Origin of the sequence: Streptomyces azureus (genome assembly GCF_001270025.1) — a bacterium.
GTDB classification, from domain to species: domain Bacteria; phylum Actinomycetota; class Actinomycetes; order Streptomycetales; family Streptomycetaceae; genus Streptomyces; species Streptomyces azureus.
Map to the genome: position 1 here is coordinate 1 of NZ_DF968328.1, position 15,495 is coordinate 15,495.

A 15,495-nucleotide genomic window follows, 5' to 3' on the forward strand; every position below is an offset into this window, starting at 1 on the left:
GGCACGCATATGAGTACGGGCCACGCCGTTTCGGGTACCGAGATGAGCACCGGTACCCAGTTCGGTACAGAAGTCAGCGGCACACAGGTCAGCACTGGCCCGCAGATCTTTTCCGGCTTGTACCTTCCAGCGATGGAGGCGCTTGTCGAGTACTCCCTCCAGTTGCGCGACCGCGGGGTGCTGGACAACGTCTGGAGCCGGTAAATGGAGCCGTTGCCCAACACCATGGACTCGAGCCGCGCGCACCTTGCCGCAGACTTGCTGGCACGGGCGAACCAACATTTTCGATCAGGCCGCCTGGACGAGGCCCACGCGGGCTACCTTCAACTCGTCGAGATCGCCCCCGACAATCACTCCGCCTACAACAACCTGGGCCGTGTGCGTCAGGAGCAGGGTGATCCCGAGGGGGCGGTCACGTGCTATCGGGAAGCGATGCGCATCGATCCCGGCCTGCGGGTCGCGCGACGCAACCTCACCACGTGTCTCGTCGAGCTTGGCCGGAGTGACGAGTGCATCGACTTGTGGCGCGCCGAGGATGCCTTTGATGCCGACGATCTTGCCTGGTTGGACCGCCAGTCCTGGCTTGCCCTGCTGGCTCATGCCCTTTCGGCCGCCGGCGAATACGCGCGCGTGCACGCAGCGGTCCGCTTGGGCAGCGCCTGGTACCCGCCCCTCTCACCGCCGCCTCCGGCGACCGCTCACCCGGAGACCCGACTCACGATTCCGAAACTGCGCCACGACATCGAACAGTTCCGGTACTTGCAGAGGCGATCCCTCCTCGGTGAGGAATTCACCGACGTCATCGCGGTGTACGAGGAAACGATCTCCCACCTGGAGTCGGCCGGCGTGCACGGGCCGACACCGCTGGACGCGACAACGGAACGTGTCATCGGCCATGTCTACGGCCGCATCGTCCATGTCCGGAACACGCCCCGGGTGCCCCGCGCCCTGTCGGACAGCTGGAACCCTACGGAGGTGGAGAGCCAGTATCTCGACCAGCCGCCGGGCGTGGTCGTCATCGACGATTTCCTGTCGCCCGAGGCGCTCGAAAGTCTGCGTCTGTTCTGCCTCGAGTCGACGGTGTGGACGGGGAACCGCTACGCCCACGGACGACTTGGGGCGTTCTTCCGCGACGGCTTCACCTGCCCCCTTCTCCTCCAGATCGCGGAAGAACTACGAGACTCCTTGCCCCGGGTCATCGGAAAACGGCACCCGCTGCGTCAGCTGTGGGCCTTCAAGAATGAGAACGACTTTCCGGCGGACTCCAACACGCACGCAGATTTCGCCGCCGTCAACCTGAACTTCTGGATCACCCCTACCGACGCCAACCTCGATCCCGAAACCGGCGGACTCGTTGTGTACGGGGTTGACGCCCCGCTGCACTGGGATTTCGCTACCTACAACAGTCGCAGGGAAGTAATCGAGCCCTATCTGAGGCAGCAGAAGGCCACATCCTTCAAGATTCCCTATCGACAGAACCGCGCCATTCTGTTCAACTCGGACCTGTTTCACGGCACGGACGGCCTGCATTTCCGTTCCGGCTACGAGAACCGCCGCGTCAACATCACGATGCTCTACGGCGAGAGAGCACAGGACGACCATCATCGGGGCCTGGCACACGCCTCCCATCCAGGGACATCCACCGCATGGCGTTCCCGGGCCTTCACTCACCGCAGGACCAGTCGGCTGTGAGCTCCCAGTACGGCCAGGACTACTTCGTCGTCCAGGTCCTCCGGGGCATGCGCAATGGCTTCTTTCTCGATTCTGGCGCGTCGGACGGGGTCAAGGCGAGCAACACTCACCTGCTGGAGAAATCCTTCGGTTGGTCCGGGATCTGCGTCGAGCCGAACACGGAATTCTACAGTCGGCTCTTGGAGAATCGTCGCTGCGTCTGCGTGAACTGCTGCCTGTACGACCGTGAAGGGACCGTTGACTTCCTGGAGGCGGGCACGATCGGGGGAATCCTCCAGGAATACGATCCGTCCCTCCTTCACTATGCCGAGGAACGTGTCCAGACCATGCTCGCCGACAGTCCTCGAACGGTCCGCAAGCCCACGCGTACGATCCGATCGGTGCTCGACACATGCGGGGCCCCGCCCGTTATCGACTACTGGAGTCTGGACACTGAAGGGTCGGAATTGACTCTCTTGTTGAGCTTCCCCTTCGACGCGTACTCCTTCCGCGTGATGACTGTTGAGCACAACTGGCTGCCTGTCCGGTCCCGCATCAGGGCCTTTCTGGAAAGCCACGGGTACGTCTGGGTCCGGGAGGCCGGTTGCGACGACTGCTATGTGCGGCACGACGTCCTCCTGGATGACCCCGCCTGGCGAAGCGTCGTGTGGAGAGGACGCCGAGTGAGGTAGCGGCCAACGCGTCAGTCACGATGCCGACATTTGCGAGGCTGGCGGAGTCGATGCGGCCGCCGATCTTCGCGGGTGCGGGATGGGAAACGGCGCTGTCGCAGGCCTCATCAGGCCGCATCTGCTCGTACGAGTGCACGTTCTGCGTGTCCTGCAGCGATGCCATGGGGGACACGTGCCCCAACTGCGGCGGTGAACTCGTCGCCCGCCCTCGCCGTGCATCGGCCCCCACCGCCGAGCAGACGATCAGCCGCGCCGGTCAGCGATCGTAGGCGGTGAGTGAGCGCACGAGTGGTCGCCCGGTGCGGTGGTTGTGCCAGACGGCGGGGGTCTGCGCGAGGGTCCGCTGGAGCACGCGGACGATCACGTCGGCACGGCGGTGAGTCGGCCTGTCAGATGCGGGGAGCTGGGGGCAGGAGTCAGGGCCGGCGCGGCTGTTCCGTCGTGCCGCCGTCGGCGTCGAAGACCTTGGTGAAGGTGGCCCCGCAGCGGCAGCGGGAGTGCTCGATCAGGTTTCCGTCTTCGGACACGCTCAGCGGGGAACCGACGGAATTTGCTGACCTGCTGGAACACGGTCTCAGCGGGGCAGGGGTCCCACGAAGGACCGCCCAGGCCGACGGCACCGCCGTACGGCTTGCCGTCGGTCTGGGCGGTCATGATTCCCAGCGGTCCCAGAGGACGTCCGGAAGGAGTCTCAGAGGATCGCGATCGGGTTGTTCAAACCCGCGATGTTCTTGATGACGTCGATGTCTTGGTTGTCGGAGAGGCCCTGCTGCGCAGTGTTGCCGTTGTTGCTGCCGTGGTTGGAGGTTGACTGCTGGTTCCCGTTGTTCACGCCGACCAGCTGGCTGGCGATTTGAGGTCCCCCGCCGGAAGGTGCAGGCCGTGCGCACCACGCGCAACGAGCATCTCATCGAGATCCGGAAGGCCTTCGTTACGGCCGGCTGGAGCGTGCTGGACAAGATCAGCTCCAACACCCTCGCGCTTCGTCATCTGTCGGTAATCGCCCATCCGCCCCGGCCTGCGCAGTAGCGCCGATGGCCTGAGGGACGGAGCTGTCAGTCCCGGATGGCAGCATGAGCCGATGGCCACTGCGCACGACATCGCCTCGCCTCCTCGGGTCGGCAAGCCGGCGCACCAGGTCGTGCGGGCGCCCGCCACTGGCGAGTTGCACCTCCTGGAACCGGGCGAAGTCGTCCCATCGCGGCTCGCTGTCGGTGTCCGGTTGTTGTGCACCGCCGGCGAGGCGACCGGCCCCGCCGTACGTCCCTTCACCGAGCCGTGGCAGGAGCGCCGGGCATGCCGCACCTGCCTCGCCGTCGCGCGGGGCGAGCCCCCGCAGTCGACGGCGACCGCCGAAGTACTACCCGGTAGCGAGCCGCTCGTGCCCGACGGCTCCGCTCCCGCCCGGTTGCCCGCCCAGCACCAGGGCCACGACGTGGACTGGGAGCCGTGGAGTCCCCAACCGTGGATATCTCACGTGACTCAGCCGTGCGAGCACTGCGGGGCCGCCGGACCTGGCGAGTGGACGCGGGGAGCCAGCAGCCGCGAGTTCTGGCGGTACTCCGCGGTTAGTGCAGGTCGCGGTGGCCGCTTTGCATGAAGATGCGCAGCGGCTTGCGGGGTACGCGGGAGATGAGGTCTGGGTAGGGGTTGCCGTCCGGCATCTGCGCGAAGCTGGACAGGTATCCGATGACGTGGCGGAACTTGTCCGGACGCAGCCACGCGGCGGTAAAGGCGCAGTTGCCGCCGCTGCTCCCGCCGCAGATGCCCCACCTTTCGGGCGAGTGGGCGATGGTATAGCGCTCCGCAACCTGCGGGATGATCTCGGTGAGGGGGAAGGTGACGTACCGGTCGTCGAAGGCGTCGTACTCGTTGTTGCGGTTCTTCAGGTCTCCGCATCGGGGAAGACGCCAGGATCGACGAACACGCCGATGGTGACGGGGATGTCGCCGCGGTGAATGAGATTGTCCAGGACGATCGCGCCGCGTACCTCCGCTGCGGGGTCCAGGTACCACCATCCGTCCTGGAACACCATCAAGGATGCCGGTTTCGCTGGGTCGTACTATGCGGGCACGTGTACCCAGAACTTCCGGAAGGTTCCCGGGTAGACCTCGCTGTCCATCCAGCCGAACGCGACCGTCTCGCCAGCGGGCACGCCCGGCTGTAGAGCGGAATCGGGTCCGTGGACGTAGCGCACGTCCCACTGGTCGATCGGAAATGGCTGGTAGGGCATCTCGATAGCCATGGGGAGCAACCGTAGGGCGATCACCACCCTTGACCGCAGGGAAACTTTTCGGCCAGCCCCGAATGCCACACCCTGACATCTGTCAGGGTCGCGACGTCCCTGGCGCGGTCTACGGTTCGAGGCGCTGACTCGGGGGAGCTCTTAGCCGCTACGGCATCTGGAGCAGGAGATGTGAGCGCTCTGGTCGGGTAACAGCAGCAGCCGTGGTGACGACATCTCGCCGTTGGAACGGCTGCATCGGTTGCGACTACAGAGGAGATCAAATGAGATTGAGAAGAATCAGAACACGGGCGGCTGCAATGGTCGTGACGATGATCGCCGCAGTCCTTGTTCCGCTGGCTGCGCAGGCACCAGCACAGGCAGCACCGAACGTTGCGGCCGGAACGGCCGCATGGACACCGGAGATCTACCCGCTGTTCTCAGGCGAGTGGGTAAAGCGGGATGTGTCGAGTGCCCAGCGGGACTCGGAGCTGATCACGTGCTCCTGGGCATCTGGAATCGCCTGCGTGGCGGTTGGTCAGGGCGACGGCAAGCACAGCATCTTCCACCTGTTCAAGTGCGATACGCGGTCGCTCTCGAACTTCATCGACGCGCTCTCTGTTCGCAACAACCAGACTGGCGGAGCCCAGGTTCGTTTCTGGGGTCCCAACTACTCGTACTCCGCCCCCGCGGACGGCAACATCTACAACTTCCCGAACCACGCGACGTACGACTTCAATCGCCTCGATATCTGCTAAGGGCACATCGACCCGGGCCCGCTGATTATGGTGTCCGGGTCGGAAGCCTTTGCAGTGACGGCTGCGGAGTGACGACTGTCTGACGTACAGGTGGTCGAGACCCTGGTTGACCACGCTGCGCCGGGCGATGGTGAACAGCCAGGCCTCCTCCACGGCCGCATCCGCTACGAAGGCGCCTTCGCCGTGCTCGACCTCGACCACGCCCTCGCGCCGTGGCTGCTCGGCGACGCCGCCCTCGCCACCGCCTACAACACGGCCTACGAGCGCGTGTACCCCGGCGCGCTGACCGAACTGGTCATCCCCGCCACCGCCTTGACCGGCCGCAAAGCCTGGGAGCAGTGGCTGCACGGTTGACGACCACCAACAACGCGGCATGGGCCATCGGCGTAGGCCTGTGACTGGTCGCGATAGATGGTTGTTGGCACTCGCTCGCGTTGGTCGGCCATCTGTCACCTGGACCAAGGTGTCTGCCGGTCAACGGCCCCGCGCATCCCGACGGCAGCGCCGACGAGGCGCCGGCGTCATCCACCTAGACCAGTGTCATCTATCGCGACCAGTCAAGAGCGACCAAGGCAGGAACGGTGGGCAGATGGATGGGGCGGGGCCTTCCCTCCCTCGGTCTCGCGCTCGGGCAGGAGGTGACCGAGGTGCACCTGCGCTCGCTGTTCGGCGAGGGCCGGCACCCGGACGCCGACCGGCTCGTGGCCGAGCAGCTGGCGGCGGGGAAGAAGCCTGCGGCCGCGCGCCGGGGCGGTGCGCTCGGGCGCAAGGTGAAGGTCACCGGGGCCCATCTCGTCTTCCGGCCGCAGCCGACCCTGCAACTGATGTGGGCGCTCGGGGATGAGGAGACGCGGAAGGCGATCGAGGCCGCGCACGAGCGGGCCATCGCCATTGTGCTCGCGTGGATCGAGGACGACGTCGCCGTCATCCGGTACGGCGCTGGCGGTCCCCACCGCACCCGTCCCGCGCACGGCCTGGTGGCCGCGCGCTTCCGCCACTACGAGGCGAGGTCGAGTATGCCGCTGCTGCACGATCATCTCCTTCCGTCCCTGAAGGGCCTGCGTCCGGAGGACGATGTTGGGGGGGCGGTGCACTCCACGGCCCTGCTGGAGTCGGCCGTCGCCGCGTCCGCGCTCTACAACGAAGTCGTCATGGCTGAGGCGTGCGAGGCGCTAGGGCTGGCCTCCGAGCCGCGCACCGTCACGCCGGGCCGCCGACCGGTCATGGAAGTCGCCGGCGTCCCGCACGAGCTGATCCGCTGGACCTCCCGCCGCAGCGCTTACACCGCCCCTCTGTGCGTCCTTCGCGGCCGCCGGGCAGCACCACCGGCACGACACGCCGGTCCCGCCGAACGCACCACCGCCCGCTCGCGTTCGACGCACCACAGCAGGTCTGGGAGGATGGCCGGCAGCCGTCCGTACCGGGTCCGGGAACCCGCGGGCGGCGAGAGGCGGGCGGGTACGGGCAGCGGCCCGGCGGGCGGGAGAGCGGAGCGGTGCGGCACATGCCGGAGTACCCGGAGTACCTCGCCGCGGCCGTGTTCGCCGCGGGCGGCGTCGTCAACGCCCTGCTGGCACCGCACCGGTTCTCCACCGCCGTCCTGTTCTGCCTCGCGGTGACCTCTGCCGGACTCGGCGTGGCCGGTCGCAGCGCGGCAGCCCACCCGACCATCGCCACCGTCCTCGCCGTCGCCGCCCTGCTCCTGGCGCTCGCGCTGGGCCTGCTGCTGCTGGCCGACGGCGTCCTCCTGGTCCGGCGCTACGGACCGCAGGCAGCCCTGCTGGCGACCGGGGCCGCCGGCTGCGCGGTGCTGGCGGTGCTCGGCCTCGACGCGGTCTTCCACGCGGTCGGCGGCGAGGCGTTCGGTGCCCTCGTGGTCGCGGTGAACGCGGCCGCGGGATACCTCACTCTGCTCTTCCTCGTCTTCGCCGGCTACGTGTTCGTCCTGGGCCGTAGCACCCCCCTGCCGGAAACCACCCATGTCGTCGTCCTGGGCGCCGGGCTCAAAGGCGACCGGCCCGGCCCGCTGCTGATCCGCAGGCTGGAGCGCGCCCTTGCGATCGAAGCCGCCCGCGCACCGGACGCGCCTCGTGTGGTGTTCGTCGTCTCGGGCGGTCAAGGCGACGACGAGGTCCGCTCCGAGGCGGACGCGATGGCCGACTATCTGCGCGGACGCGGAGTGCCCGCCGACCGGATCGTGCGGGAAGACCGCTCCGTCAACACCGGGCAGAACCTCCGCTTCAGCGCGGCCCTCGTGGACGGCACCACTCCCGGCCACCGTGCCACGGTGGTCACCAGCGGCTTCCACGTCTACCGCACGACCCTGCTGGCCCGCCGCGTCGGCGTGCCCGTGCATGTCGTGGGCGCGCCGACATCCCCCGCCTACTGGCTGGCCGCGACACTGCGCGAATTCGCCGCCATCCTGTGGCTGGACCGCCTCCCCTTGGTCGGACTCAGCCTGCTGCTGGCAGTGCCGGTGGCGACGGCGGTCTTGGAGCACTGAGTGCGTGTTTCTGATCCTCCGGCGACTCACGCGAAAGACGCCCGCACCCCGATTGGTCGAAGGGGCCTGACCACGCCCAGCAGCCCGGAGCTCCCCTGCCACCTTGTTGTCCATTGCAATGGTGTCGGCGTACAAGTGGCAGTGCGCCACCACCTGGTACGGATGAGCGTGCACCAAGGTTGATGCGGCGGCGGGTGGCGTCCGTGGGCCTGCTGTCGTCGCGTCGCCGGTTCGGGGTGCCAGAGGAGCCGCTCGGGACCGCCCCGACGCAGCTGGATCAGGGTGATTGCGCGACCCGGTTGAAGAGCCGGCCGGCGAGATCGACGCCGATGACCGCGCCGTTGTCGTCGCGGGAGAAGTAACCGCGCTGCCCCTTGAGGCCGCCTTCGGTGACGATGTACTCGTCACCGTCGCGGGTAAGGAAGCCGATCGCTGCGGCCGGGTAGCCGGGCGGCATTTCCTCGTCCGATGCCTCACGGATCTCCGGCTTGATATCGACAGCCAGGGTGAGGCGGGTGCCGTCGGCGGCGATGTCGAGGCTCATGGCGTCGATCTCGTAGCGGCCGACGACCTGCCGGGCCAGCTCCTCGCCATACGGGACCGGCTTCGCTTCCTGCTCGACGACGCCGAGGTAGTGCTCCAGCGTCCACTGCACGACGGACTGGTTGAAGGGGTAGCCGTCCGGCCCGGCGTTGGCCAGGCAGACCACCGCGAAGTTGCGTTCCGGCGCGATGAGCAGCTCGGCGAACTGGCCGTTGCCCGAGCCGCCGTGCCTGATCCCGAGAATGCCGTCCAGGTCGTGCAGGAACCAGCAGATGCCCAAGCCGTCCCCGAGCGAGCTGGCACGCAGCTTGACGGTCTGCTCCCGCATGCGCTGCAGCACTGGTGCGGGCAACACGCCGTCACCGTAGCCGAGTTGGAATCGCGCCCAGCGCAGCAGATCGCTCACCGAGGAAGCGAGGCCGCCGCCGGGGTTGTCTGCGCGCGCACCCTCCTTGAATGCCCCCCACGGCCGGGCGGGGTGCAGTTCGCCGTTCTCGCCGCGGTTGTAGCCCACCGCGAACTTGCGGACCATCACCTCGGCCAGGCCGTACACGGTGTCGGAAAGGCCCACCGGCTCCAGGATGAGCGAGGCCATGGCGTGCTCGAAGGGCAGGCCCGTGACCTTCTCGATGACCCGTCCGGCCAGGTTGTATCCTGCCTGGCTGTACGAGGCGCGGGCGCCGGGCGGTGCGATCAGCGGCAGCTCGGGCAGCTTCGCCACGAGTCCGGCCAGGGAGCGGTCGCCCTTGCCGTCGTCGACCAGGTTCCAGTCCAGGCCCGCGGTGTGGTTGAGCAGGTTCAGGACGGTGATCTGCGCCGCGGCTTGCTCGTCGGCGAGCTTCATCTCGGGGACGTAGCGCCGCACCGGCGCGTCCAGGTCCACCTTCCCCTCCGCGGCCAGGCGCATCAGCGCGGTCGCAGTGAAGGTCTTGGACACCGATGCCAGATGGAACAGCGTCTTCTCATCGACCGGCAGCGGGTTGGCGAGGCTCGTCACCCCGTGCGACGCGTAGATCTCCTGATCGCCCAGCAGCACCCCGACGGCGACACCGGGAACCCCGAATTCCTTGGCCTGCGCTTCGACAAAATCCGACAGCTTCTGCTGCGACATTGCTCCCCCTCCATGAACTTGAACTAAGTACGAGGAGGAGCGTAGGCCGCCACTTGAACAAAGTGCAAGCCGTCGCGTGAACTAAGTGCAACTAAGGTGGTGGTCATGCCGAGAGACACGCTGACCGCAGACCGGATCGTCCACGCGGCCATCGAGCTGCTGGACGACGAGGGACTGGACGGCCTCAACATGCGCAGCCTGGCCCAACGGCTCGGCTCGGCTGCCACGGCCGTCTACTGGCACATCAAGACCAAGGACGAGCTGGTCCGGCTCGCCAGTGATGCGATCTGGTACGAGATCGAGCAGCCCGATCTCGACGCCACCGACTGGCGTACGGCCGCTACCATCCAGGCCGCCGGCATGCACGCGATGCTCACCCGGCACCCCTGGCTCGGCCAGGCGTTCGGCAGCCATCTCATGCACGGACCCGGCCAGGCTCGCCATGACGATCTGAGTCTCGCCATCTACGAAAAGGCGGGCTTCACCGCCGCCGACGCGGACCGGGCAGCCGCCACCGTGCTCACCTTCGTGCTCGGCAGCGCGCTCGGCCCCGCTGCGGAGGTGTCGCTGAAGCGCCGGCTCAGCAAGAACGGCGCGGATGCCGAGCAATTGATGACGGAGGCCATGACACGGGCTATCGAGACCGCTCAGCAGTACCCGCGGCTGCGGGAACGCCTCGGCACCCCCGCCGCCTCGCAGTACATCGCAGCCCCCGACAACACCTTCGAATTCGGCCTGCAGTCCATCCTCGACGGCTTCGAGGCCCGCCTCACCGCCGACCGCACCAGCCGGCGCAAGTGACCTGTACCCCGACCAACACCCGCCCGACCAGCCCATGACCCCCTCTCGGCTTTGCCCAAGCCCTCTTCGCCCACCACGAGCCATCCAGCGGGACACCGACATGGCCTGAGCGGTGCTGCACATGACTCTGTACTTGAGCGAAATTGCTCTGAGTAAGCAAGACCTTCGTGAGGTCACCGCGTTCGCTGCGGCGTGCGCGGAAGTGGTGCTCGAGGTATTCGAGGCCGATCAGCCTGACGACTCGCGGCCTCAAGACGCTTAGGCACTGCGGGCCTAGCTTGCCGTGTCGATGAGGGTGGACTTCGGACCTGGTGCGACTGATGCGGCTGGCCGGCCGGACGACCGGCCGGGGCAGTCCGCGCTCGTCCCGGCCGACGCGGTCTCCCGGTCGCCGTCGCCGTCCCCGCCGTCACCGTCCCCTACGCCAGGCTTCTCCGACGCTGTTACCCGCCAGTCAGCATCCTTGGCCGCCTGGTACCAGATACATCGGCCGGCCACCCGAGCATGAGCGCGGGAGATCGTGAACGCGATCCTGTACGTGGACCGCACCGGGGTGCAGTGGCGCTACCTGCCGCACGACTTCCCACCCTGGGAAACCGTCTACGGCTACTTCGCCAAGTGGCAGAAGGCCGGAGTGTTCGCCCAGCTCAACGGGCTGCTGCGGGAGTTGGTGCGGCAGAAGGAAGGTCGCAGGGCGAGCCCGTCGGCCTGCGCGATCGACGCGCACAGCGTGAAGACCTCCACGAGCGTGCCCGCCACCAGCCAGGGGACGGACGCGGGCAAGAAGATCGTGGGCAGGAAGCGCAGCATCGTCACCGGCACCCTCGGCCTGCTGCTCGCTGTACTGGTCACCGCGGCCAGCGTCCAGGACTCGGTGGCCGGCGCCCGCCTGCTCGGCCAGGTCGCGGCCGACCACCCCACCGTCCGCAAGGTCTGGGTCGACGGCGGCTACCGCAAGCACTTCGTCGAGCACGCGGCCACCCTCGGCATCGACCTGGAAATCGTCCAGCGCACCCCCGGGACCAAGGGCTTCACCCCGATCCCGAAACGCTGGGCGGTCGAGCGGACCTATGGCTGGCTGATGCTTCACCGCCGCCTGGCCCGTGACTACGAGACGCTCCCGGCCCGCTCCGAAGCCATGATCCACCTCGCCATGACCGATCTCATGGCCCGCCGTCTCACTGGCGAGAACACCCTCTCCTGGCACGACCCAGCAAAGCCACACAAACCATGGATTCCGGGATGAAACACCGGGATAAACGACCTCTAAATCGCTCCGGGAGGGCGCTTGCGGAGAATGTCGATGATGCGGCACTTGAGGATCGTCCAGGCGTAGCCCTCCAGGTTCTCCATCTACCAGGCCCTTGCCGACCGCGGCATACCGCCCGGCATCGCCCGGGCCGACGTCGCGCTGCGCGCGTACCACCAGGCGGACCGCGACGACACGATCTGCATGACCCTCACCTGGGACGTCAGGCGCACCGGCGGAAGGGGCGGGGTCCGGCTCGCCTGGGATGAGGAGACCGCGGAGGCGCTCGCGGGCTCACCGTGAGCGCCTTCTGTTCCGTGTCATTGGGCCCACCGCTCGTTCTGGCCTGTGTGGCACGGTCGGCGCAGACACTGACCGACATCCACGAGGGGGGTGTTCGGAATCAGCTATCTTGGCGAGCAACATCGCGCGGTGGCAAGCCTGTTCGCTACAAAGGGGACCGACAAGTTCAACCGCGAATGGACGGTGCTGGTGCCGCACGGTTCCCCAGTGCTACCGGACGCGCTGTTCGCCATGGAATGCGCCGTGCACCGGACATTCCCGGTCGGTGACCACGAGGTGGTCATCGGGGCGGTCGAGATGGTCCGCATCGGCGAAGGAGTACCGCTGGTGTAACACGACAGGACCATGCGTTTCCTCGCCGACTGTCACCCTGGCGGCACCTTGGTGCCGGTCGACGCGGCTGCGGCGCCACCATGAGGAGAGAGGCTAGACAAGGTCAATGGAACATCGTCAGCTCGGTCGCAGCGGCCTGATGGTCAGCGAAGTCACGTACGGCAACTGGCTCACCCACGGCGAGCTGACCGGCCGCGAGCAGGCTTTGTCCTGTATCCGGGCGGCACTCGACGCGGGGATCACCGCGTTCGACACCGCCGACGTGTACGCCCAAGGAGCCGCGGAGGAGCTGCTCGGAGCCAGCCTGCAAGGCGTCAGGCGCTCCTCCCTGGTGATCACGAGCAAGGTGTGCCTGCCGACCGGGGACGGCCCGAACGACCGCGGACTGTCCCGCAAGCACATCATGGAGTCCTGCGAGGCCTCCCTGCGCCGGCTGCGGACCGATTACATCGACGTCTACCAGGCCCACCGCTTCGACGAGCGAACGCCCGTCGAGGAAACACTGGTCGCCTTCGACGACCTGGTGCGGCAGGGAAAGGTCCTTTACCTCGGTGTCTCGGAGTGGACCGCCCCGCAGATCGAATCGGCCCTCACCATGGCGGGCGAGCTCGGGTTGCGCAGCCGAATCGTGTCCAACCAGCCGCAGTACAACATGCTGTGGCGGATCATCGAACCGGAGATCGTCCCGCTCTGTCTACGTGAGGGCATCGGTCAGCTGGCCTTCCAGCCTCTCGCGCAGGGCGTGCTCACCGGCAAGTACGGGCCCGGACAGGACTGGCCCGAGGACTCACGAGCGAACGCCGGTGGCCGGGCACCCAGCTTCATCAACCGGGTCCTCGGCCGGGAACTGCTCAGCAGTGTCGAGAGCCTGCGCCCGATCGCCGCGGCGTCCGGTCTGTCACTCGCTCAGCTCGCCATCGCCTGGGTGCTGAGCAGGCCGGGAGTCGCCTCCGTCGTCGTGGGCGCCACCAAGCCCGAGCAGGTCAAAGAGAACGCCACGGGGGCGGGCAAGCCCCTCGAAGAGGACGTACTCCGGCGAATCGACGAGGTTCTGGGCGATCTCATTGACTGCGATCCGGCGAAGACAGCCCAGATGATGGCGGTGAAACCGGCCTGGGCCAGGTCACGGAGCTGACCCACGCGGACGTGTGATGCCCGGTCGGATGGGCGAAGGCCCCCCGACCGGGCAGCTCTGTTTGTACTGCGCCGCGCCGGCGCCTGGGCATCACCGTGGACGCCCAGGCGGCCGGGGGACAGCGCGGCGTCGGTGTCCGTGGCGGGTGGCCCGGGGCGAAGGCCGCCCAGGCGTCGCGGGCTCGGTCCGGGATTCCGGGACATCCGTACGGACCGCTGAAGGTGCTCGTCAGGAGTTCGTACGACCAGCGTCATCCTCGCGATGGCCGCGGGCGGGCTCCGCAGCGGAGACCCCGGCGGTGTCGTCGGCGTTGATGCTCCTATTGCTCGTCAAGCGGCTCGAAGCCATTCGCGGTAGGCGTGGGTCAGGGTGTCATCGCGGCGGGTTCCTCGTTCGAGGGTGGAGATGGTGGCCGGCCAGACTCCGAAGTGGCCGGCTGCGGCGGTGAGGGTGATGTTCTTCGACTGCCGCAGGGGCCGCAGGTCGGCGATGCCGGGAACGGTGACCGTGGTCGTCAGGCAGCGGAACATCTCCCGTGCGATGGCCCGTTTCAGAAGCCGGATGATCTCCTTCTTCGACCGGTCGGCGGCGGTCTGCCGTGCCACGTATTCGCGTGTGCGGGAGTCGCTGGCCATGCGGACCAGGGCGATGCGGTAGAGGGACGCGTTGGCGGCCCGGTCGCCGCCTCGTGAGAGGCGACAGGCGGGTTACCTGACCCATCGGACAGGCCCTAGATGATCAATTCCAAGGGATGCCTGTGGAGGGTGTGTGGGGGGCGGCGGCCGAAGCCACCGCGAGACGGTCAGGCGGCGGGCTGCCGGCCCTGGTTGTCGAGGTGGCAGCGGGCGGTCAGGCGTCAGGGTCGACTTCGGGGTGCGTGAACCGCACGGGCTTGCCCAGCGACCGAGCGTAGGCGATTTCGGCTCGGGTGCTGTCTCCGATGTAGTCGCCGACTACGAGCACCTCATCAGCGAGCCGGATCTTCGCCCGGTGCAGATCGTCGAGTCGAACCTTCAGCGCCTCGGCCTCGACAGGATCGGACCAAAGTTCGTGCGGCGACTTCATGTCACAGCCCGGTTTGACGACAATCTTTCCGGCTTTGGTCTCCCGCAGATCGGCCTCGGTCATCTCGGTCATGAAGCGGGTGGAGCCGCAGATCACGACGATACGCGGGAGGCTCAACAGCTTCTTCGCGTCGGCGAGCTTCTCCTCGGGGGTGAGCAGTTGCGGGTATGACACTGGTTCCTCCTGGTGGTGTGGTCCAAGGGGTGCCTGCGGAGACGAGAACGAGGGTGTCCAAGATCGTTTTGTGACGAACGACGTGGACACCCTCGCGACAGAACTCTATGCGACGACCGACGACATGCTGAAGGAGCATCCCGACCTGGCGCCGTGGCGCCCGCCGGTCGGCATTACGTCACGCCTGAGCGATGCCGAGCTGGTCACCCTCGCCACGATGCAAGCCATACTCGGCTACACCTCCGAGGCCAAATGGCTCCGCCATGCCCGTGCCCACCTGCGCCACCTCTTCCCCTGCCTGCCCCAGCAGCCCGGCTGCAACAAGCGGCTGCGCAAGGCCGCCGCTCTGGTGCGAAGCGTCAACCGGATCCTGGCCACCACCACCTCGGTGTGGAGCGACGACGTATGGGTCGTGGACTCCACCCCGGTGGAATGCGGCCGCTCCCGTGAGACCGTCAAACGCTCCGACCTGGCAGACTGGGCCGAATACGGCTACTGCGCCAGCCACAGCCGCTTCTTCTGGGGCCTGCGCCTGCACCTGGTCTGCACCCTTCAGGGCCTGCCCATCGCCTTTGCCCTGACCGGGGCCAAGGCCGACGAACGCGAGACCCTCCTCGACCTCCTGGCCGCCGAATGTGAGCTTCTGCGAGAGCGCCCCCGACAGACTCTCATCGGCGACAAGAATTACTTCGGCCGTGGTTTCGAGCGCGAACTGTCCGATCATGGAGTCCAGTTGCTGCGGCCTGCCCGTAAAGGTGAACGGGAACGGCCTGGCGCAGCCCTGTTCAAGTCGCTGCGGCAGGTCATCGAATCGATCAACGAGACCTTCAAGGGACAGCTTGACCTCGAACGGCACCGAGGGCGGACACCCGGAGGTGTCATAGCCCGCGTCATGCAACGCATTCTCGCGCTGACCGCCGCGATCTGGCACAA

General features: G+C 67.3%; 19 protein-coding genes and 2 pseudogenes. 15 read left to right on the forward strand and 6 right to left on the reverse strand.

The features are described from left to right. The 4 genes from AOQ53_RS46505 to AOQ53_RS41535 form a co-directional block, all read left to right on the forward strand. The coding region (locus AOQ53_RS46505; protein ID WP_236711792.1) for a hypothetical protein at window positions 1-204 on the forward strand (204 nt) is incomplete at its 5' end. Beyond that, a complete protein-coding gene (locus AOQ53_RS24465) occupies window positions 205-1,692 on the forward strand; it encodes a tetratricopeptide repeat protein (protein WP_078945477.1) in 1,488 nt (495 codons plus the stop codon). After that, window positions 1,689-2,363 carry an FkbM family methyltransferase gene (locus tag AOQ53_RS24470; protein WP_201785083.1) on the forward strand — a complete coding sequence of 225 codons (675 nt, stop codon included), beginning with the start codon at window positions 1,689-1,691 and terminating at the stop codon, window positions 2,361-2,363. The genes AOQ53_RS24465 and AOQ53_RS24470 overlap by 4 nt, the downstream gene beginning before the upstream one ends. Window positions 2,364-2,413: 50 nt before the next feature. Beyond that, window positions 2,414-2,632: a DUF1272 domain-containing protein gene (locus AOQ53_RS41535; RefSeq protein ID WP_174523338.1), complete on the forward strand. Its 219-nt coding sequence runs from the start codon at window positions 2,414-2,416 to the stop codon at window positions 2,630-2,632. 422 nt (window positions 2,633-3,054) lie between these two features. On the opposite strand, the gene AOQ53_RS44835 is transcribed toward AOQ53_RS41535, so the two are convergent. After that, a complete protein-coding gene (locus AOQ53_RS44835) occupies window positions 3,055-3,195 on the reverse strand; it encodes a hypothetical protein (protein ID WP_167745759.1) in 141 nt (46 codons plus the stop codon). Window positions 3,196-3,245: 50 nt separating this feature from the next. Here AOQ53_RS44835 and AOQ53_RS44840 point away from each other — a divergent pair, with 50 nt between their 5' ends. Next, window positions 3,246-3,392: a hypothetical protein gene (locus AOQ53_RS44840; protein WP_167745760.1), complete on the forward strand. Its 147-nt coding sequence runs from the start codon at window positions 3,246-3,248 to the stop codon at window positions 3,390-3,392. A gap of 856 nt (window positions 3,393-4,248) precedes the next feature. On the opposite strand, the gene AOQ53_RS46515 is transcribed toward AOQ53_RS44840, so the two are convergent. Next, window positions 4,249-4,398 carry a hypothetical protein gene (locus tag AOQ53_RS46515; protein WP_236711794.1) on the reverse strand — a complete coding sequence of 50 codons (150 nt, stop codon included), beginning with the start codon at window positions 4,396-4,398 and terminating at the stop codon, window positions 4,249-4,251. A gap of 27 nt (window positions 4,399-4,425) precedes the next feature. Further along, window positions 4,426-4,608, reverse strand: a complete 183-nt coding sequence (locus tag AOQ53_RS46520; protein ID WP_236711795.1) for a hypothetical protein — start codon at window positions 4,606-4,608, stop codon at window positions 4,426-4,428. 311 nt (window positions 4,609-4,919) lie between these two features. Here AOQ53_RS46520 and AOQ53_RS44215 point away from each other — a divergent pair, with 311 nt between their 5' ends. The 4 genes from AOQ53_RS44215 (at window position 4,920) to AOQ53_RS41540 (ending at window position 7,848) form a co-directional block, all read left to right on the forward strand. Then, window positions 4,920-5,345: a hypothetical protein gene (locus tag AOQ53_RS44215; RefSeq protein WP_148640373.1), complete on the forward strand. Its 426-nt coding sequence runs from the start codon at window positions 4,920-4,922 to the stop codon at window positions 5,343-5,345. A gap of 90 nt (window positions 5,346-5,435) precedes the next feature. Next, window positions 5,436-5,699 (forward strand): hypothetical protein, encoded by a 264-nt coding sequence (locus AOQ53_RS24490; RefSeq protein WP_059420468.1) that lies wholly within the window; start codon window positions 5,436-5,438, stop codon window positions 5,697-5,699. 227 nt (window positions 5,700-5,926) lie between these two features. After that, the gene (gene mobF / locus AOQ53_RS24495) at window positions 5,927-6,964 is read left to right on the forward strand and encodes a MobF family relaxase (protein ID WP_148640374.1); all 1,038 of its coding nucleotides are present in this window, start codon (window positions 5,927-5,929) and stop codon (window positions 6,962-6,964) included. Continuing rightward, complete coding sequence (locus tag AOQ53_RS41540) at window positions 6,850-7,848, forward strand: YdcF family protein (RefSeq protein ID WP_078945479.1); 999 nt, start codon at window positions 6,850-6,852, stop codon at window positions 7,846-7,848. Before mobF ends, AOQ53_RS41540 begins: the two co-directional genes overlap by 115 nt. Before the next feature lie 277 nt (window positions 7,849-8,125). Here AOQ53_RS41540 and AOQ53_RS24500 read toward each other — a convergent pair whose 3' ends face one another. After that, window positions 8,126-9,502, reverse strand: a complete 1,377-nt coding sequence (locus tag AOQ53_RS24500) for a serine hydrolase domain-containing protein (protein WP_059420471.1) — start codon at window positions 9,500-9,502, stop codon at window positions 8,126-8,128. A gap of 105 nt (window positions 9,503-9,607) precedes the next feature. On the opposite strand from AOQ53_RS24500, the gene AOQ53_RS24505 reads away from it, so the two are divergent. From AOQ53_RS24505 to AOQ53_RS24520, 5 genes and pseudogenes are all read left to right on the forward strand, one after another. Beyond that, complete coding sequence (locus AOQ53_RS24505) at window positions 9,608-10,303, forward strand: TetR/AcrR family transcriptional regulator (RefSeq protein WP_059420472.1); 696 nt, start codon at window positions 9,608-9,610, stop codon at window positions 10,301-10,303. A gap of 121 nt (window positions 10,304-10,424) precedes the next feature. Continuing rightward, window positions 10,425-10,565 (forward strand): putative immunity protein, encoded by a 141-nt coding sequence (locus AOQ53_RS47785; protein ID WP_330219368.1) that lies wholly within the window; start codon window positions 10,425-10,427, stop codon window positions 10,563-10,565. 178 nt (window positions 10,566-10,743) lie between these two features. Then, window positions 10,744-11,549 (forward strand): annotated as a pseudogene (locus tag AOQ53_RS24510) (IS5 family transposase). Window positions 11,550-11,869: 320 nt separating this feature from the next. Next, window positions 11,870-12,188, forward strand: a pseudogene (locus AOQ53_RS41550) (flavin reductase family protein). A 106-nt stretch (window positions 12,189-12,294) separates the two neighbouring features. Beyond that, window positions 12,295-13,323, forward strand: a complete 1,029-nt coding sequence (locus AOQ53_RS24520) for an aldo/keto reductase family protein (protein WP_059420474.1) — start codon at window positions 12,295-12,297, stop codon at window positions 13,321-13,323. A 329-nt stretch (window positions 13,324-13,652) separates the two neighbouring features. On the opposite strand, the gene AOQ53_RS24525 is transcribed toward AOQ53_RS24520, so the two are convergent. Continuing rightward, window positions 13,653-13,958, reverse strand: a complete 306-nt coding sequence (locus AOQ53_RS24525) for a hypothetical protein (RefSeq protein ID WP_078945481.1) — start codon at window positions 13,956-13,958, stop codon at window positions 13,653-13,655. Window positions 13,959-14,172: 214 nt separating this feature from the next. Further along, window positions 14,173-14,562: a hypothetical protein gene (locus AOQ53_RS24530; protein WP_059420476.1), complete on the reverse strand. Its 390-nt coding sequence runs from the start codon at window positions 14,560-14,562 to the stop codon at window positions 14,173-14,175. 70 nt (window positions 14,563-14,632) lie between these two features. Between AOQ53_RS24530 and AOQ53_RS24535 the strand changes: the two genes are divergently transcribed. Then, the coding region (locus tag AOQ53_RS24535; protein ID WP_059420477.1) for an IS982 family transposase at window positions 14,633-15,495 on the forward strand (863 nt) is incomplete at its 3' end.